Source organism: Streptomyces sp. NRRL F-5126, from assembly GCF_000721265.1.
In the GTDB taxonomy this organism is placed as follows: Bacteria; Actinomycetota; Actinomycetes; order Streptomycetales; family Streptomycetaceae; genus Streptomyces.
Window position 1 is genome coordinate 193,431 of the sequence record NZ_JOFZ01000006.1, and the last position, 16,645, is coordinate 210,075.

Annotated in this window: 13 protein-coding genes; 6 read left to right on the top strand and 7 right to left on the bottom strand. The window is 71.9% G+C overall.

What is annotated here, in order from left to right:
* Positions 1 to 2: 2 nt before the first annotated feature.
* Complete coding sequence (locus IH48_RS0113720; protein ID WP_051839860.1) at positions 3 to 1,490, top strand: FAD-binding protein; 1,488 nt, start codon at positions 3 to 5, stop codon at positions 1,488 to 1,490.
* A complete protein-coding gene (locus tag IH48_RS0113725) occupies positions 1,487 to 2,953 on the top strand; it encodes a dihydroorotase (protein ID WP_030903400.1) in 1,467 nt (488 codons plus the stop codon). Before IH48_RS0113720 ends, IH48_RS0113725 begins: the two co-directional genes overlap by 4 nt.
* 271 nt (positions 2,954 to 3,224) lie before the next feature.
* Here the strand turns inward: IH48_RS0113725 and IH48_RS0113730 are convergent, their stop codons facing one another.
* Positions 3,225 to 5,084, bottom strand: coding sequence for a phosphoenolpyruvate carboxykinase (GTP) (locus IH48_RS0113730; protein WP_420705481.1), 1,860 nt, complete (start codon positions 5,082 to 5,084; stop codon positions 3,225 to 3,227).
* A 256-nt stretch (positions 5,085 to 5,340) separates the two neighbouring features.
* Here IH48_RS0113730 and IH48_RS0113735 point away from each other — a divergent pair, with 256 nt between their 5' ends.
* Positions 5,341 to 6,987 (top strand): MFS transporter, encoded by a 1,647-nt coding sequence (locus IH48_RS0113735; RefSeq protein ID WP_107059297.1) that lies wholly within the window; start codon positions 5,341 to 5,343, stop codon positions 6,985 to 6,987.
* A 5-nt stretch (positions 6,988 to 6,992) separates the two neighbouring features.
* Positions 6,993 to 7,622, top strand: coding sequence for a TetR/AcrR family transcriptional regulator (locus IH48_RS0113740; protein WP_037841889.1), 630 nt, complete (start codon positions 6,993 to 6,995; stop codon positions 7,620 to 7,622).
* Here IH48_RS0113740 and IH48_RS0113745 read toward each other — a convergent pair.
* A complete protein-coding gene (locus IH48_RS0113745; RefSeq protein ID WP_051839736.1) occupies positions 7,588 to 9,660 on the bottom strand; it encodes a thioredoxin domain-containing protein in 2,073 nt (690 codons plus the stop codon). The genes IH48_RS0113740 and IH48_RS0113745 overlap by 35 nt on opposite strands.
* 123 nt (positions 9,661 to 9,783) lie before the next feature.
* On the opposite strand from IH48_RS0113745, the gene IH48_RS0113750 reads away from it, so the two are divergent.
* Complete coding sequence (locus IH48_RS0113750) at positions 9,784 to 10,179, top strand: Rid family hydrolase (protein WP_030903405.1); 396 nt, start codon at positions 9,784 to 9,786, stop codon at positions 10,177 to 10,179.
* Between the two features lie 90 nt (positions 10,180 to 10,269).
* Here IH48_RS0113750 and gdhA read toward each other — a convergent pair whose 3' ends face one another.
* The 4 genes from gdhA to IH48_RS0113770 all read right to left on the bottom strand — a co-directional run bounded on the left by gdhA (position 10,270) and on the right by IH48_RS0113770 (position 15,122).
* Positions 10,270 to 11,607, bottom strand: coding sequence for an NADP-specific glutamate dehydrogenase (gene gdhA / locus IH48_RS0113755; protein ID WP_051839737.1), 1,338 nt, complete (start codon positions 11,605 to 11,607; stop codon positions 10,270 to 10,272).
* 308 nt (positions 11,608 to 11,915) lie between these two features.
* Positions 11,916 to 12,581 carry an O-methyltransferase gene (locus IH48_RS0113760; protein ID WP_030903408.1) on the bottom strand — a complete coding sequence of 222 codons (666 nt, stop codon included), beginning with the start codon at positions 12,579 to 12,581 and terminating at the stop codon, positions 11,916 to 11,918.
* 73 nt (positions 12,582 to 12,654) lie between these two features.
* A complete protein-coding gene (locus IH48_RS0113765; RefSeq protein ID WP_030903410.1) occupies positions 12,655 to 13,548 on the bottom strand; it encodes an SDR family oxidoreductase in 894 nt (297 codons plus the stop codon).
* 89 nt (positions 13,549 to 13,637) lie between these two features.
* A complete protein-coding gene (locus IH48_RS0113770) occupies positions 13,638 to 15,122 on the bottom strand; it encodes an MFS transporter (RefSeq protein ID WP_030903412.1) in 1,485 nt (494 codons plus the stop codon).
* A gap of 93 nt (positions 15,123 to 15,215) precedes the next feature.
* On the opposite strand from IH48_RS0113770, the gene IH48_RS0113775 reads away from it, so the two are divergent.
* On the top strand, positions 15,216 to 15,788 hold the full coding sequence (locus tag IH48_RS0113775; RefSeq protein WP_030903413.1) for a TetR/AcrR family transcriptional regulator: 573 nt from the start codon (positions 15,216 to 15,218) through the stop codon (positions 15,786 to 15,788).
* A gap of 24 nt (positions 15,789 to 15,812) precedes the next feature.
* Here the strand turns inward: IH48_RS0113775 and IH48_RS35785 are convergent, their stop codons facing one another.
* The gene (locus IH48_RS35785) at positions 15,813 to 16,604 is read right to left on the bottom strand and encodes a hypothetical protein (RefSeq protein ID WP_158710293.1); all 792 of its coding nucleotides are present in this window, start codon (positions 16,602 to 16,604) and stop codon (positions 15,813 to 15,815) included.
* Between the last annotated feature and the right edge of the window lie 41 nt (positions 16,605 to 16,645).

Genomic DNA, 16,645 nt, shown 5'->3' on the forward strand with positions numbered 1-16,645 from the left:
CCATGGCACGTGACGAGACGGGGCAGCGGCGGGCCGGGCACGCGGCGGTGGACGAGCCCGTCGTCGACCTGGTGGTGGCGGGCGCGGGCGGCGGTCTGGCGGGCGCGCTGCGCGCCGCCGAGGCCGGTCTCGGCGTGCTCGTCGTCGACCCCGACGAGCACTTCCTGCGCGGCAACAACACCTCGATGTCCACCGCGATGATCCCCGGCGCGGGCTCGCGCTGGCAGCGCGAGGCGGGTGTCGAGGACAGCCCCGAGCGCTTCCTCTCCGACATCTCCGCCAAGACCCACGGCACCGCGGATCCCGTCCTGGCCGACGCGCTCGCACGGCTGAGCGCGCCGCTGGTGGAGTGGCTCGCGGACGGCGCGGGCCTGCCGCTCCAGCTCGTACGGGACTTCAGCTACCCGGGCCACTCGGCGGACCGGCTGCACACGGTGGAGGGGCGGCACGGCTCCGTGCTCCTGCGCCACCTGTACGAACGGGTGCGGCGGGCGCCGACGGTCGACATGCTCGTCCCCGCGCGCCTGGTCGACGTCGTCACGAGCGACAGGACCGGAACGAATGACCCGGGCGCGGTGACCGCCGCCGTCGTCGAGTACCCGGGCGGCCGGCGCGAGACGATCACCACGCGCGCCGTCCTGCTGGCCACCAACGGCTACGGCGCCGACCGCGTACGCGTCGCGACCCACCTGCCCGAGATCGCGGCGGCCGACTACCACGGCGGCCAGTTCTCGCGCGGCGACGCCCTGGGGATCGGGGCGCGGCTCGGCGCGCGCTCCGCGTTCCTCGACGCCTACCAGGGCCACGCCGCGCTCGCCCGCAGGTCGAGGACGCTGGTCGGCTGGGCGACGATCATGCACGGCGCGATCATGGTCGATGCCGGCGGCGCCAGGTTCGGCGACGAGACCACGGGCTACTCGGAGTACGCGGCGGCGCTCGCCGCCCGGCCGGGCGCGCACGGCTGGATCGTCCTCGACCGCCGCATCCACGACCTGTGCCGTTCGTTCACGGACTTCCGGGAGACCGCGGACGCGGGCGCGCTGGTGTGGGCGGACGACGTCGAGCAGCTCGCCGCGCGCACGGGGATGCCGGCCGGCGCGCTCGCCGAGTCGCTCGCGGACCAGGCCGCCGGGGCGGGAGCGGGGGGCGAGGGCGACCCGTTCGGCCGTACGTTCTTCGAGGCGCCGCTGCGCGCGCCGTACGCCGCCGTCGAGGTGGTGCCGGCGCTGTTCCACACCCAGGGAGGCCTCACGGTCGACGGCGACGCGCGTGTACGCGGCGGCGACGGCGGCCCGATCCCCGGCCTGTACGCGTCAGGCGGCGCGGCGCACGGCATCTCCGGGCACGGCGCCGCCGGCTATCTGGCGGGCAACGGCCTGCTGCCCGCGCTCGGCCTGGCCTGGCAGGCGGCGAACGACGTGGCCCGCGCCCACACACTGAATCCGGCACACCAGCACACCGGCACACCTGAGGAAGGCACCGCACCATGACCGAACTGGACCTGCTGATCAAGAACGTGCGCCTGGTGAGCCACGACCGCGACACCGTCCCGGCGACGGACATCGGCATCAAGGACGGGAAGTTCCACCGCGTCGCGCCCGGCATCGAACCGTCCCTCGCCCGCGAGGTCGTCGACGGCAAGGGGCTGCTCGCCTTCCCCGGCGTCGTCGACGCGCACCAGCACTGGGGGATCTACAACCCGCTGTCCGACGACACCGCGACCGAGTCGCGTGCCTGCGCGCAGGGCGGCGTCACCTCGGCGCTCACGTACATGCGGACCGGCCAGTACTACATGAACAGGGGCGGCAGCTACAACGAGGTGTTCCCCCTCGTCCTCGAAGGCGCGCAGGGCCGCTCCCACGTGGACTACGCCTTCCACCTGGCGCCCATGCAGAAGTCGCACATCGAGGAGATTCCCGAGCTGATCGCCCGCTTCGGCGTCACCTCGTTCAAGATCTTCATGTTCTACGGCAGCCACGGCCTGCACGGCCGCTCGGCCGACCAGTCCTCGTTCCTGATGACGCCGCCCGGCGAGCGCTACGACCTCGCGCACTTCGAGTTCGTGATGCGCGGCGTGCAGGCGGCGCGCGAGGCGTACCCGGAGCTGGCCGAGTCCATCTCGCTGTCGCTGCACTGCGAGACAGCCGAGATCATGACGGCGTACACGAAGCTGGTCGAGGAGGCGGGCACGCTCGACGGGCTGGCCGCGTACAGCGCGTCCCGCCCACCGCACTCGGAGGGGCTCGCCGTGACGATCGCGAGCTACCTCGCGGCCGAGACGGAGCTGCCCAACATCAACCTCCTGCACCTGTCGTCGCGCAAGGCGATCGACGCGGCGATGCTGATGGCCAAGGCGTTCCCGCAGGTCGACTTCAGGCGCGAGGTGACGATCGGTCATCTGCTGGCGAACATCGACACGGCGTCCGGGATCGGCGGCAAGGTCAACCCGCCGCTGCGGCCGCAGGCCGACGTGGACGCGCTGTGGGAGCACCTGGTGGCGGGCAACGTCAGCTGGGTGGTCAGCGACCACGCGTGCTGCAAGGAGGAGACGAAGTTCGGCGACCCCGCGAGCGACGTGTTCCAGGCCAAGTCGGGCTTCGGCGGCACGGAGTACCTGCTGCCGGGCCTCGTCGGCGCGGCGCCCTCGCACGGCCTGCCGCTGAGCAAGGTCGCGGAACTGACGGCGTGGGCGCCGGCGCGGCGCTTCGGCCTGCACACGAAGGGCCGGATCGCGGAGGGCTACGACGCGGACCTGGCGCTCGTCGACCCGTCCCGGTCGTGGACGGTGGACGCGGCGGACTCCGAATCGGCCCAGGAGTACACGCCGTTGCAGGGCCTGGAGATCGGCGCGCGCGTCGAGTCGACGTTCCTGCGCGGCAGGGCGATCTACGCGGACGGCAAGGTGGCGGGCGACCCGCAGGGCCGCTACCTGTCCCGCCCGACGACGCGCTGACTCCGCGCGGCGCGGCTTGCGTCGCACCGCGCCGCGCCCGGGCACGGGCCCCGGCGGTCGGGCCGCCCGCCGGGGCGAGCGGCCCTGCGCCCGCGCGGCGGCGACCTCAGCGGGCGGGCACCGGCCGCGGGCGGTCGGCAGCCCGGCCGCCCGCGCCGGCGGCCGCCCGCGCCCGGCGCGCGGACCGGCCGGGCGGACCGGGGCGCCGGCGCCGCGGACGTGGACGCACCGGCCCCGCCCCGGCGGCTACCGGGGTGGCGACATTCCGCCGTCACCCCAGGCGCTTGACCAGCGCCCTGTACTCGTCCCACAGCTCGGTCGGCGCGTGCTCGCCGAACGTGCCGAGGTGCGCGGGGATGAGCCCGGCCTCCTCGCGCCATGCCTCGCGGTCGACGCTGAGCAGCAGGTCGAGGTCGGCGTCCGTCAGGCCGAGACCCTCCGTGTCGAGCGCGTCCCGCGTCGGCAGGATGCCGATGGGCGACTCGACGCCGTCCGCCGTGCCGTCGAGGCGCTCGACGATCCACTTCAGGACGCGGCTGTTCTCACCGAAGCCCGGCCACACGAACGAGCCCTCGCCGTCCTTGCGGAACCAGTTGACGTAGTAGATCCGCGGCAGCTTCGCCGGGTCGTGGTCCGCGCCGACCTCCAGCCAGTGGGCCATGTAGTCGCCCATGTTGTAGCCGCAGAACGGCAGCATGGCGAACGGGTCGCGGCGCAGCTCGCCGACCTTGCCCTCGGCGGCGGCCGTCTTCTCCGACGCGACGTTCGCGCCGAGGAACACGCCGTGCTGCCAGTCGAACGACTCCGTCACCAGCGGCACCGCGCTCGCTCGGCGCCCGCCGAAGAGGATCGCTGAGATCGGCACGCCCTTCGGGTCCTCCCACTCGGGCGCGATGGTCGGGCACTGCCCGGCCGGGACGGTGAAGCGTGCGTTGGGGTGGGAGGCGGGCGTGGCGGACCCGGGCGTCCAGTCGTTGCCCTTCCAGTCGGTGAGGTGCGCGGGCGGCTCCTCGGTCATGCCCTCCCACCAGACGTCACCGTCGTCGGTGAGCGCGACGTTGGTGAAGACGGAGTTGCCCCACATGGCCTTCATCGCGTTGGCGTTGGTCTTGTCGCCGGTGCCGGGGGCGACGCCGAAGAAGCCGGCCTCCGGGTTGATGGCGTAGAGGCGGCCGTCCTCGCCGAACCGCATCCAGGCGATGTCGTCGCCGATGGTCTCGACGGTCCAGCCGGGGATCGTCGGCTCCAGCATGGCGAGGTTGGTCTTGCCGCATGCCGAGGGGAACGCGGCCGTCACGTATTTCGCCTCGCCGCGCGGCGGCGTCAGCTTGAGCACGAGCATGTGCTCGGCGAGCCAGCCCTCGTCGCGCGCCATGACGGAGGCGATGCGCAGCGCGTAGCACTTCTTGCCGAGCAGCGCGTTGCCGCCGTAGCCGGAGCCGTACGACCAGATCTCGCGGTCGTCGGGGAAGTGCGAGATGTACTTGGTCGGGTTGCAGGGCCACGGCACGTCGGCCTCGCCGGGCGCGAGGGGCGCGCCCACGGTGTGCACGGCCTTGACGAAGAAGCCGTCCGTGCCGAGCTCGTCGAGTACGGGACGGCCCATGCGCGTCATGGTGCGCATGGAGGCGGCCACGTACGCAGAGTCGGTGATCTCGACGCCGATGGCGGAGAGCGGGGAGCCCAGCGGCCCCATGCAGAACGGGACGACGTACATGGTCCTGCCGCGCATCGCACCGCGGAAGACGCCCTGCTCGCCGGTGAAGACCTCCCGCATGCGCGCGGGGTCCATCCAGTTGTTGGTGGGGCCCGCGTCCTTCTCCTCCGCCGAGCAGATGAACGTACGGTCCTCGACGCGCGCCACGTCCGAGGGGTCGGACGCCGCGTAGTACGAGTTCGGGCGTTTGGCCGGGTCGAGCTTGACGAACGTGCCCTTGGCGACGAGCTCCCCGCACAGGCGCTCGTACTCGGACTCCGATCCGTCGCACCACACGACGCGGACGGGCTGGGTGATCGACGCGATCTCGTCGACCCAGGCGATCAGCCCCTGGTGCCCGGTGGGCGCCTGTGCCGGATCGGACGTGACGACGGGTTCGGACGTGACGACGGGAGCTGCCATGTCGCTTGCCACGAGTGCTCCTTGATGAGGGTTTTGTGTTGAGGCCCCTTGGGGGCTGCGACCCGGACGCTTCGCAGCATGCTCATCCGGTGCCGACCGCACTCATTTGATCATCCGGCCATAGCGCCCATATGTCCAGAGGGCCTCACACGTGAGCATCACCACGACGGGGTTCACCACTCATGGATGCTCCTACTATTTGACATACAACTTCTTTTGAGAGTTACTTTCATTAATGAGCCCCGAGACGGGAGAGGCGTTGAAGGCCATGACAGTTCTGCGGTACGGAGGAACGGGGGCGGCCGGAACCGGCGGCGGCTCCTGGCGAAAGTGGTGGGCGCTCGGCGCCATGGTCGCGAGCATGCTCGTACTCGGCTTCGACATGACGATCCTGAACGTGGCGTTGCCGACGATGGCGCATGACCTGGGCGCGAGCACCGGGCAGCAGCAGTGGATGGCCGACGTCTACATCGTCGTGTTCGCCGCGCTGATGCTGCCCGCCGGCCTGCTCGGCGACCGGTTCGGCCGGCGCAGGATGCTCGTGGCCGGGCTCGGGATCTTCCTCGCGGGATCCGTGATGGGTGCGCTGGTGCACAGCGTCGCGCTGGTCATCGTGGCGCGCGGCGTCATGGGCGTCGGCGCCGCCCTCGTCATGCCGCTCGCGATGGCGATCCTGCCATCGCTGTTCCACGAGCCCGCGGACCGCGCGAAGGCCGTCGGCATCATCTCCGCGTCCTCCGCGCTCGGCGTGCCGCTCGGCCCCATCGTCGGCGGCTGGCTGCTCGGGCACTTCTGGTGGGGCTCGATCTTCGTGCTGAACGTCCCGATGGTGGTCATCGGGATCGCGTCCTGCCTGATCCTGCTCCCGGAGACGACCGATCCGGCCGCGCCCCGCATCGACCTGGTCTCCGCGGCGTGCACGGCCATCGGCTTCGGCTCGTTCGTCTACGGCGTCAACGAGGCGTCGGGCCGCGGCTGGGGCGACCCCCTCGTGCTCGCGACGCTCGCCGCCGGGGTGGCGTTCATCGCCGTGCTCGTGCTGCGTGGGCGCCGCCAGCAGCGGCCGCTGCTGGACACCGCCCTGCTGCGGCACCGCGCGTTCCTGCTCAACGCGGTGGCCGCGACGCTGGTGATGTTCGTGATGTCCGGCCTGCTCTTCCTGCTGCCCGGCTACCTCCAGACCGTCCTCGGCAACAGCACCCTGGGCACGGGTGTGCGAATGCTGCCCCTGATGGGCGGGCTGCTCATCGCGGCGCGTGGCAGCGGGCCACTCGTCAGCCGGTTCGGGGCGCGGGGAGTCATCGGCGGAGGGCTCGTCGTCGTCGCGTTCGCGACGCTGCTCGGCAGCCGCACCGGCGTCGGCGACGGCTACGGCTTCACGGCATTGTGGCTGTCCGTCGCCGGGATCGGCACGGGCTTCGCGATGATCCCCGCGATGGACGCGGCGCTCGGCGCGCTCAGCAAGGACCGCGCGGGCTCCGGATCCGGGCTGCTGATGACCGTACGTCAGGCGGGCTCCGCTATCGGCATCGCGCTGCTCGGCACACTGCTGGCCACCACGTACGGCAGCCGCCTCGACACGTCGGCGCTGCCCGCCGCGGCCGCGCACGCGGCGCGCGAGTCGGTCGTCGGCGCGCACGGGGTAGCCCACCGCGCCGGGCTGCCCGGCCTCGCCTCCGACGCGAACGCGGCGTACGTGCACGGCCTCGACATGGCGCTGCTGGTCTGTGCGGCGACGGCGCTGGCCACCGCGGTCCTCGTCATGGTGCTCATGCCGCGCGTCCGCGCGGACGTCGGCGCCGCGGGCTCCGGCTCGATGGACACCGGCCTAGCGGACGCCCCCGGCCCTGGCGCCCGCGCTGCGGACGCTTCAGTTCCGGATGCGGTGCACTCGCCCGGCCGTGCCCGACAATGAGAGGCATGGACGTCACCCCGAACAGCTCCTACCTCGCGGAACACGCCGCGGGACTCAGCCTGCGCGAGCGCAAGAAGCTCAGGACGAGGAACGCGATCCGCCGCGCCACGTACCGTCTGGTCGCGCAGGATGGTTACGAGGCGACGACCGTCGAGCAGATCGCGGAGGCGGCCGAGGTCTCCCCGTCCACCGTCTTCCGCTACTTCCCCGTCAAGGAGGACATCGTCCTCACCGACGAGTACGACCCGGTGATGGCGGAGGTCCTGCGGTCAAGGCCCGGGGACGAGCCGATGCTCGAATCCCTGCGGTACGTGATCATCGAGAGCCTGCGCAGCATGGTGCGCGACCAGCCGGAGGAGCTGTACGCGCGCACCAGGCTGATGGTGGAGGTCCCGTCGATCCGTGCCCGCTTGACGGAGACGATGTCCGTGACGACGCAGCTCATGACGAGCATCCTGGCGGAGCGCACGGGCCGCGACCCGGCGGAGCTCGAACTGCGCCTGTTCGTCTCCACGGTGATCGGCGCCCTGCGCGAAGTCACGCTGTACTGGGCCGAACACGACTTCAAGGACGACCTGTTCGCCCTCGTCGACCGCGCCATCACCCTCCTGCGGAACCTCGACCTGCGCGACTGACCTCCCACTGCCCGGAGCCGAGCGCGGCGGCCAGCGCGCCCGGATCGGGCGTCGGCGCCTCGCAGACGAAGTGACGGCACACGTAGGCGGCGGGCTCCCCCGACACCAGCGGCCGGTCCACGAGCAGCGGGAACTCGTCGCTGCCCGCCGCACCGGCCGCGACGACCGCCCCGGGCGCGGTGGCGAGCAGGGCGGCGCGGCGCAGCTCGCCGGCGGTCGGGCCCTCCCCCACGACGGCCACCTCGCGCGGCCCGTCGAGCGCGGCCTCCGCGACCGCCAGGCCCCAGCCGACGAACCGCGGCACGCGCGGGCCGAGCGAACGCACGACGCCCAACGCCGCCTCGGCGGCCGCACGGTGGCGTGCGGAGGCGGTGTGCGCCGCGTACGAAAGGAGCGCGCCGGCGGCGGCCGTCCACCCGGACGGGGTCGCGTTGTCAGTGGGGTCCTGCGGGCGGCGGATCAGCCGCTCGCCGTCATCGGCGGTGTCGTAGAGCGCGCCGTCCTCCCCCGCGAACCGGTCGAGTACGCCGTCGAGCAGGAGGCCGGCGAACTCCAGCCACACGCCCTCGCCAGTCACCGAGGCGAGCGCGATGAACCCCTCGGCGACGTCGCCGTAGTCCTCGAGGACGCCCGCGCTCGCGCCGGGCCTGCCGTCCTTCGACGTCCGGTGCAACCTGGCCGTCTCGTCAAGGTGGACGCGTACGAGCAGGTCGGCGGCCTCCGTCGCCCGTTCGACGAGGTCGGGCCGGTCGAAATACACGCCCGTCTCGGCGAGCGCGGCGATCGCCAGGCCGTTCCACGCCGCGACCACCTTGTCGTCGCGCCCGGGACGCGGCCGCCGCTCGCGGGCCCCGAGGAGCCGCTCCCGCACGCGGGCGACCCGTTCGGAATCCGTCGCCGCTTCACCCTCAGGCTTCGGGAGCCGGAGCACGGAGGTCCCGTGCTCGAAGGTGCCCTCGGGGGTGACGCCGAAGAGCCGGCCGGCGAACTCGGCGTCGTCCTCGCCGAGCACCTCGGCGAGCTGCGCGGGCGACCACACGTAGTACGCGCCCTCCGCGTGCGCGCCGCTGCCGTCGTCACTGTCGGCGTCGAGCGCGGAGGCGAACCCGCCCTCGGGGGTGCGCAGTTCGCGCACCATGAAGTCGGCGGTCTCGACGGCGATGCGGCGCGCGAGCTCGGACCCTGTGGCGCGCCACAGGTGCGCGTACACGCGGCAGAGGAGCGCATTGTCGTACAGCATCTTCTCGAAGTGCGGCACGACCCACGCGCGGTCGACGGAGTAGCGCGCGAAGCCCCCGCCGAGCTGGTCGTAGAGCCCGCCCCTGGCCATGGCCTCGCACGTGTCGGCGGCCATCCGGAGCGCGCCCTCGGCGCCGGTGCGCGCATGGTGGCGCAGCAGGAACTCCAGCGCCATCGACGGCGGGAACTTCGGCGCGCCCCCGAACCCGCCGGCTTGCGCGTCGTAGTCCCGGGTGAGCCCGAGCAGCGCCTGCGCGAGCTCCGCCTCGCCGGGCGGGGTGGCGTCGCCGGAGGCGAGGGAGCGGCCCGCGAGCTCGGTGACGATGCGCCCCGCGACCTCGGCGACCTCCTCACGCCGGTCACGCCACGCGGCGGTCACGCCCTCAAGCACCTGCGAGAACGACGGCATGCCGGAGCGTGGCTCGGGCGGGAAGTACGTACCGAAGTAGAAGGGCCGCGCGTCGGCGTCGAGGAACACCGTCATGGGCCACCCCCCGTGCCCGGTGGCGGCCTGCACGGCCTCCATGTACACGGCGTCGACGTCGGGCCGCTCCTCGCGGTCGACCTTGACGCTGACGAAGTGCTCGTTCATGTACGCGGCGGTGGCGTCGTCCTCAAAGCTTTCGTGTGCCATGACGTGGCACCAGTGGCACGCCGAGTACCCCACGGACAGCAGCACGGGCACACCGCGCCGCCGCGCCTCCTCGAACGCGCCGGCCTCCCACGACCACCAGTCGACGGGGTTGTCCGCGTGCTGGAGGAGGTAGGGGGACGTGGCCTGCGCGAGTCGGTTGGGCATGCCCCCATCCTTGCGCACGCACCGGCGCTATCGGTGGAGCACTTGATATGTCTGCTCGTCGGCGGTGCACCGGCGACGGCCATACGGGTACGCCTGTGGTCCCGACGTCCGGAACGGAGAAACATGAGCATCGAGGAGATCGGCCCACGGATGATGGGCGGAAAGCTCATGTACAACCGTGCCGTCAGGGTGGACGAGCCGCGCAGCCGGCTGTTCGTCTCCGGGCATGAAGCGCGTGACGACGAGGGCAATATCACGCACCAGGGGGACATGGCCGGCCAGATGAGGCTGACACTGCGGCGGCTCAGGGAGACCGTTGAAGAGGGCGGCATGACTCTGGCGGACGTTGTACAGATCCGGATCGTCACTACGGATCTGCCCACGTGCAAGGCTCAGTACGGCGTACTCCTCGACGAACTCGCGGCACAGCGTTGCCGGCCGGCGAGCCTCCTCGCCGAGGTCAGCGCCCTGTCCGACCCTGACATGCTCATTGAGATCGAGGCCGTCGCGGCACGCTGACGACCGAACCGGCGCGCTCGGGTGCCGGTGGGGAGCCGCATGGCCGGCTCCCCACCGGGGTGACGGGGCATCAGCGCCGTGAGCGTCGCGTCAGATGAGGCCCTGTGCGAGCATCGCGTCCGCGACCAGTTCGAAGCCCGCGATGTTCGCGCCCACGACGTAGTTGCCCGGGCTGCCGTAGCGCTCCGCTGTGGTGTAGCAGGAGTCGTGGATGTGGCGCATGATCTCCGCGAGGCGTTCCTCCGTGTGCGCGAACGTCCACGAGTCGCGTGAGGCGTTCTGCTGCATCTCCAGCGCGCTGGTGGCCACGCCGCCCGCGTTGGCCGCCTTGCCCGGCGCGAAGGCGACGCCGGCCTCCTGGAAGACGCGTACGGCCTCTGGCGTGGTGGGCATGTTGGCGCCTTCGGCGACCGCCTTCACGCCGCCGCGCACCAGGGTCCGCGCATCCTCCTCGTGCAGTTCGTTCTGTGTCGCGCACGGGAGGGCGACGTCGCACGGGACGTTCCACACGCCCGCGCCCGGCACGAACTTGACGTTCTCGCCGCGCCGCTCGGCGTACTCGGAGATCCGGCCGCGGCCGACCTCCTTGATCTCCTTGAGCAGGACTAGGTCGATGCCCTTCTCGTCGACGACGTAGCCGTCCGAGTCGGAGCAGGTCACCACGGTCGCGCCGAGCTGCTGGGCCTTCTCTATGGCGTAGATGGCGACGTTGCCGGAGCCCGAGACGGCGACGCGCTGGCCGTCGAGGGATTCGCCGCGGCTGCGCAGCATCTCGGCGGTGAACAGCACGCAGCCGTACCCGGTGGCCTCGGTGCGCGCCTGGGAGCCGCCCCAGTTCACGCCCTTGCCCGTCAGGACGCCGGACTCGTGGCGGTTGGTGATCCGCTTGTACTGGCCGAAGAGGTAGCCGATCTCCCGTCCGCCGACGCCGATGTCGCCCGCGGGGACGTCGGTGTACTCGCCGAGGTGACGGTGCAGTTCCGTCATGAACGACTGGCAGAATCGCATGATCTCGGCGTCGGAGCGGCGCTTCGGGTCGAAGTCGGAGCCGCCCTTGCCGCCGCCGATGGGCATGCCGGTGAGCGCGTTCTTGAAGATCTGCTCGAAGCCCAGGAACTTCACGATGCCGAGGTTCACCGAGGGGTGGAAGCGCAGCCCGCCCTTGTACGGCCCGAGCACGCTGCTGAACTCGACGCGGAAGCCGCGGTTGACGTGGACGTCGCCGGAGTCGTCCGCCCACGGCACGCGGAAGATGAGCTGCCGTTCGGGCTCGCAGAGGCGCTCGATGATGCGCGCGTCCACGAATTCGGGCCGCTGCCGCAGCACCGGGTCGAGGGTCTCGAGGACCTCCCTCACGGCCTGATGGAACTCTCCCTCGCCCTGGTTGCGGCGAAGGATCTCCGCGTACAGCGGCTCGATGACGCGCATATGGACGACCTTCCGTATGTCGGACTTCCGTGAGTCGTGATCGCGTGCGGGGCGGCCCCTCGCGGGGGCGCCCGGCGGTCCCCCTCCTCGTTGAGGACGTCGCTCGGACGGCAAAACCCTGAGGCTCACGAAAGCGACGCACAGAACCTGCGACCTACATGCTTTTCCAACGTCCCAGGAACCAACCGCCCCGTCCGCATCGCGGACACGCATGTGACCGGCGCAACCCCGCCCCAGAGCCGATTTCGCGACGTTTGCCCTGTTTCAGGGGGCTGGTGCGCCACCGGCTTGGGGGCGAGGCGGCCCGATCAGAGGCGGCAGCTGATTTCCAGGCCGTCCTCCACGGGGAACGTGACGCTCTGGTAGCCATGGGCCGTGTCACGGACGTGGTCGAGGTAGGTGCCGAGGTGAGGCAGGTCGACGTCGTCGGCGACGACGAGAGTGCCCGGGGCCAGTCGGGGTTCGAGCAGCCGCAGGACCGGCAGGCACAGGTCCTTCCAGCCGTCGAGGAACAGGAGGCCGACTGGCTCGTCCAGCTCTGCGAGTGTCTCCAGGGCGTCGCCCTCCAGCAGGCTGATCACGTCATCGAGGCCGGTGGTCGCGAAGGTGCGGCGGGCCTCGGCCGCCTTGGCGCGGTTCATCTCCGTGGTGATGACCCGGCCCGAGCCGTTGTCGCGGACGGCGGCGGCCAGATGCAGAGTGGAGATGCCGTACGAGGTGCCGAACTCGACGACGGTGGCCGGCCTGACGGCGCGGACGAGGTTGTAGAGCAGCCTGCCGCCGTCGGCGGAGACCGGCATGTATATCTCGTGTGCCGCGTCGGCCAGTTCCTGCGCGGTCATCGTCTCGCGGTCGAAGGGCAGGGCGCTTCCCAGGCGGGCCTCGGCCTGGTCGTCACGCGAGGCTGCGTCGAACATCCGGGCCAGGGCCGCGGAGACGCGCGGTTCGGCGAGGGTGTGCGTGTGAGTGGTCATGGTGCGGGCTCCTCCGGAGAGTTGTTGGCATCGGTCTGGTTGCTGATGGCGGCACTGGTACAGGTGTTTCCGGTCAGGATGTGTAGGCGCCCGCATCGATGTCCTCGACCAGGGTCGGCCCGGTGGGCTGCCAGGACAGGAGCTGCCTGGTCACTTGGCTGGACGCGGTCATCGTCGTGGCGAAGAAGCCGCCGACGAAGCCGAAGTGGGCCTCGGCGTTCTCCGGGGCGACGGAGACGGTCGGCACGCCGAGAACACGCCCGATCGCCTCGGCGATCGCCTTGGTGGTGACCGCCTCCTCGGCCGTGGCGTGCAGGCGCGTGCCCGCGGGCGCCTTCTCCATGCCGAGGCGGACGAGGCGGGCCGCGTCGGCGCGATGCACCGCGGACCAGCGGGTGGACCCGTCGCCGATGCAGGCGGAGACCCCGTGCTTGCGGGCTGCGGCGGTCAGGAAGTTCACGAACCCCCAGTCGCCCACGCCGTGGACGCTCGGCGCGAACCTGACGATCACGGTCCGCACTCCCCGCTCCGCGTGGTCGAGAGCGAGGTTCTCGCTGCCGCCCCTGTTGGAGTCAGGACCGACGGCCGGTGAGACGTCGGCCTCCGTGGCGGAGCGACCCTCGACCAGTCCCGACAGGGGTGCGGCCACCACGAACGGACGGCCGCTGCCGGCCAGGGCGTCGCCGAGGGCCTGCACCGCGGCGCGCTCCGAGCGGTCGGACTCGGCAGGGTCGCCCCAGTCGTGCTTGTTGGCCATGTGGATGACCGCGTCCGCCTCGGCGGCGCCGCGCCGCAGCGAGTCGAGGTCGTCCAGGTCGCCACGGAGAGCGGCGACGCCCTTGGCCGCGAGGGCCGCTTCGGCCCGGTCCGACCGTGCCAGGCCGATCACCTGGTGGCCCGCCGAGACGAGGTCGTCGACGACGGCTGAGCCGATCCAGCCTGTCGCACCGGTAATGAACGCACGCATGAGCGTGGCCTCCTTACACCCCACAGAGGGGGTCTGTTTCGCCCCGCGACGGGGGCGGCGAATGATGGAGAGGGGCCGGCGGCCCACTGCTACCGAGGGACTCGGCGGCCCCGCCTGGCACCAGCGACAACGAGGGCTCCGGCGAGCAGTACGACCAGGGCGGCGGCGCGCAGCGCGGTGTCGGCGCCCTGGGTGAAGGCATCGGTTATGGCGGCCTGTTCCGACGGGGCCAGAGCGAATGCTTCCTTGACCGTGTGCGGGGCCGGCGTGTGCTCGCTCAGGCCGCCGGGCAGGCGGTGGGTGAACCCGGCGGTGAGGACCGTGCCGACGACAGCCACACCCAGGGCGCTGCCCAACTCGCGGGTCGCCGACTGCAGACCACCGGCGATGCCCGCCCTTTCCACGGGCAGGGCGGCGGCGATCTCGGCCGTCAGGCATGGCGCGGCCAGCATGATGCCGAGCCCGATGACGACCAGGCCCGCGGCGTACGCGGGGTAGGCCAGGGACGAGGCGTACGAGAGCGCGACCAGGCCGGCGCTGGTGAGCAGGAAGGCCGCGCAGAGTGTCGCGGGCACGCCGACGCGCCGGATGAGTGCGGGGACGTAGCGGGTGCCGACGAGGAGTGGCACGGTCAGCGGGATGATGCCGAGTCCCGCCTGGAGGACGGAGAACCCGCGGCCGTACTGAAGGAGCGAGGCGTTGACGTAGAAGAGCCCGAAGTTGCCGAAGAACGTGATGGCCATGCCGAGGCCGGCGCTGCTGAGCGCCGGGTCGCGAAACAGCCGCGGATCGAGCATGGGGTGCGCGACGCGCAGTTCGACGAGGACCCAGCACAGGCTGAGCAGGATGCCGCAGGCGAAGGCGGTGATGACGGCTGGGCTGCCCCAGCCTCGTTCAGGGCCTTCGATGATTCCGATCAGCAACGCCACGACAGCGGTGACGGACAGCAGGGTGCCGGGCACGTCGAGGGTGCGGTCGTGTCGGGCGCTGCTCGGCGCGGACCGCGACACCCACACGAGGCAGCAAGCCGCGACGAATGCGACTGCCGCGAACAGCGTGCGCCAGGAGCCCACGGTCAGCACTGCGCCGCCGCCGACGTTGCCGACGACGCCGCCGATGCCGGAGGCCGCCGCCCAGACCGCCAGCGCGTGCGGACGGCGCTGGGGGGCGGTGGCGTGCAGGAGGACGCCGACGCAATTGGGCAGCACGCACGCGGCGCCGAGACCGGTGACGGCACGGCCGGCCAGCATGATCGGCACGTTCGGCGCGAGCGCCGAGATGACGGCTCCGGCCGCGAATACGCCCAGCCCGGTCACGAGCGTTCCCTTACGGCCGAGCTTGTCACCGGCCGCACCGGCGGGGATGACAAGGCAGGCGAAGATCACGACGTAGGCGTCGACGATCCACAGCACGCCCGACGAGGTCGGCTGCAGCGAACTCGCCGCCAGTTTCGGTACTGCCAGGTTGATCGCCGCGACGAATCCGACGACCAGTGCGGTGCAGACGCTCATGCAGGCGAGCACCGGGCCGGTCCCCTGCGCGGGACGCGCGGGGGACTCCTGCGTGGACACCATTGCTCCCGTTCCTTCCCAGGACAGTATTTCGAGTCACCGTGCACCGTAAAGGTAACACATACGAGGCACGGTGCCTCGTTTTATAGTGGTGCCATGGTGGATGGGAGCGGCCGCGGACGGCCTCGCAGTGAAAGTGCGCGGGTCGCCGTGCTGCACGCCGTCGACGACCTCCTCGTCGAGGTCGGATACGCGGCGCTGACCATGAAGGGCATCGCCGAGCGCGCCGGTGTGGGCCGCCAGACCGTGTACCGCTGGTGGTCGAACAAGGCGGAGGTCCTCTACGAGGCCAGCGTCATCGACGCCCTGCAAGAGCTGTCGGTGGTCCGTACCGGCAAGCCGCGCGAGGACGTCAAGGCCTACCTCGACGCACTCGTCGGCTTCCTGACCCGCTCTCACGCCGGGGCTGCCTACCGCGCGCTCGTCGGGGAGGCGCAGCACGACGCTGACGTCGCCACGCTGCTCGCCTCCCGCGACATCCTCGGCGAGAGCGCCGCACGCGTCGTGGAGCCGCTACGCGCAGGCGGCGGCGACACCCTGCCGCTGGATCAGGCGACCGCGCTCCTGATCGGCCCCCCGTTCTTCCATGTCCTGTCCGGACGGAGCGCGGACGGCATCGACACCGGCAGGCTCGCCGAACAGTTCCTGCGCGGCCTGGAAGCCGCCTGAGCGGCGTCGAGCGGCCGTACCGGTCTAGACGAGCCGTTCCCAGCGTCCGGCCGCCGCGTTCCAGGTCACGGTGACGGCGCGGCCGCGCGGGTCGGGGGCCGCGAGGCTTTCGAGGCCCTCGTCGCCGAGGGCGACGAGCGCTTCGAGTGCCGCGTCGGGGACCTCGCTCGGGACGCGGAACGCCAGGCGGCCGTCGCGCTCCTCGATCAGCAGGTTCGGCCCGGCGATCCGGCCCTCGCCGCGGCGGAGCCGTTCCCGGATCGTGGCGCGTGCGGCCTCGAACGTGCGTTGAGCGGCCTGCGTGGCGAGTGTCTGGAGGAACGGTACGACCCCGACGGTGACCGCGAACGCCGCCGCCTCGAACACCTCGTGGGGGATTGCGCCGGGCTGCCCGTCCAGGGCCGGGGAAGGGGGCGGCCACGGTGCCGGGACCGGAGCCGGAACGGGCGGGACCGGAGCCGGCGGTCCGGGCGTGAAGGGCGCCGCGGGCGCGGGCGGCAGCGGCGGCGGCTCGGGGGCGGTGATGACGTCCGACGTGAACAGCGGGTGGGCGAGCAGGGCGTTCCACGGCTCGCCCGTCTTCGCGGCGAGGGGGACGAGCTGTCCTGCGGCGCCGGCGAGTTGGATGGCGAACATGCGCTCCTCGTGCCGGTCGGAGCGCGGCCGGTGTGCCTGCGCCGCGTCCAGCCAGGCCCACAGGGCCCGGGGCGTCGCCTCCGCCGCCACGGCGCGGTCGGCCGGTGACGCCAGGTCCGGGTAGCCGAGCGCGTGCAGCAGAGCGGCGATCGCCTCGATGTCCCCCTGCGCTGCGCGCACTCGTGAGTCCTCGGCCACCGGCCCCTCCTCCTGTCGTGACA

Bases quoted from the DNA above. Each gene is read 5' to 3' on its own strand.
- IH48_RS0113720 (WP_051839860.1), top strand. From the start codon at position 3: ATGGCACGTGACGAGACGGGGCAGCGGCGGGCCGGGCACGCGGCGGTG.
- IH48_RS0113725 (WP_030903400.1), top strand. From the start codon at position 1,487: ATGACCGAACTGGACCTGCTGATCAAGAACGTGCGCCTGGTGAGCCAC.
- IH48_RS0113735 (WP_107059297.1), top strand. From the start codon at position 5,341: ATGACAGTTCTGCGGTACGGAGGAACGGGGGCGGCCGGAACCGGCGGC.
- IH48_RS0113740 (WP_037841889.1), top strand. From the start codon at position 6,993: ATGGACGTCACCCCGAACAGCTCCTACCTCGCGGAACACGCCGCGGGA.
- IH48_RS0113745 (WP_051839736.1), bottom strand. From the start codon at position 9,660: ATGCCCAACCGACTCGCGCAGGCCACGTCCCCCTACCTCCTCCAGCAC.
- IH48_RS0113750 (WP_030903405.1), top strand. From the start codon at position 9,784: ATGAGCATCGAGGAGATCGGCCCACGGATGATGGGCGGAAAGCTCATG.
- gdhA (WP_051839737.1), bottom strand. From the start codon at position 11,607: ATGCGCGTCATCGAGCCGCTGTACGCGGAGATCCTTCGCCGCAACCAG.
- IH48_RS0113760 (WP_030903408.1), bottom strand. From the start codon at position 12,581: ATGACCACTCACACGCACACCCTCGCCGAACCGCGCGTCTCCGCGGCC.
- IH48_RS0113765 (WP_030903410.1), bottom strand. From the start codon at position 13,548: ATGCGTGCGTTCATTACCGGTGCGACAGGCTGGATCGGCTCAGCCGTC.
- IH48_RS0113770 (WP_030903412.1), bottom strand. From the start codon at position 15,122: ATGGTGTCCACGCAGGAGTCCCCCGCGCGTCCCGCGCAGGGGACCGGC.
- IH48_RS0113775 (WP_030903413.1), top strand. From the start codon at position 15,216: ATGGTGGATGGGAGCGGCCGCGGACGGCCTCGCAGTGAAAGTGCGCGG.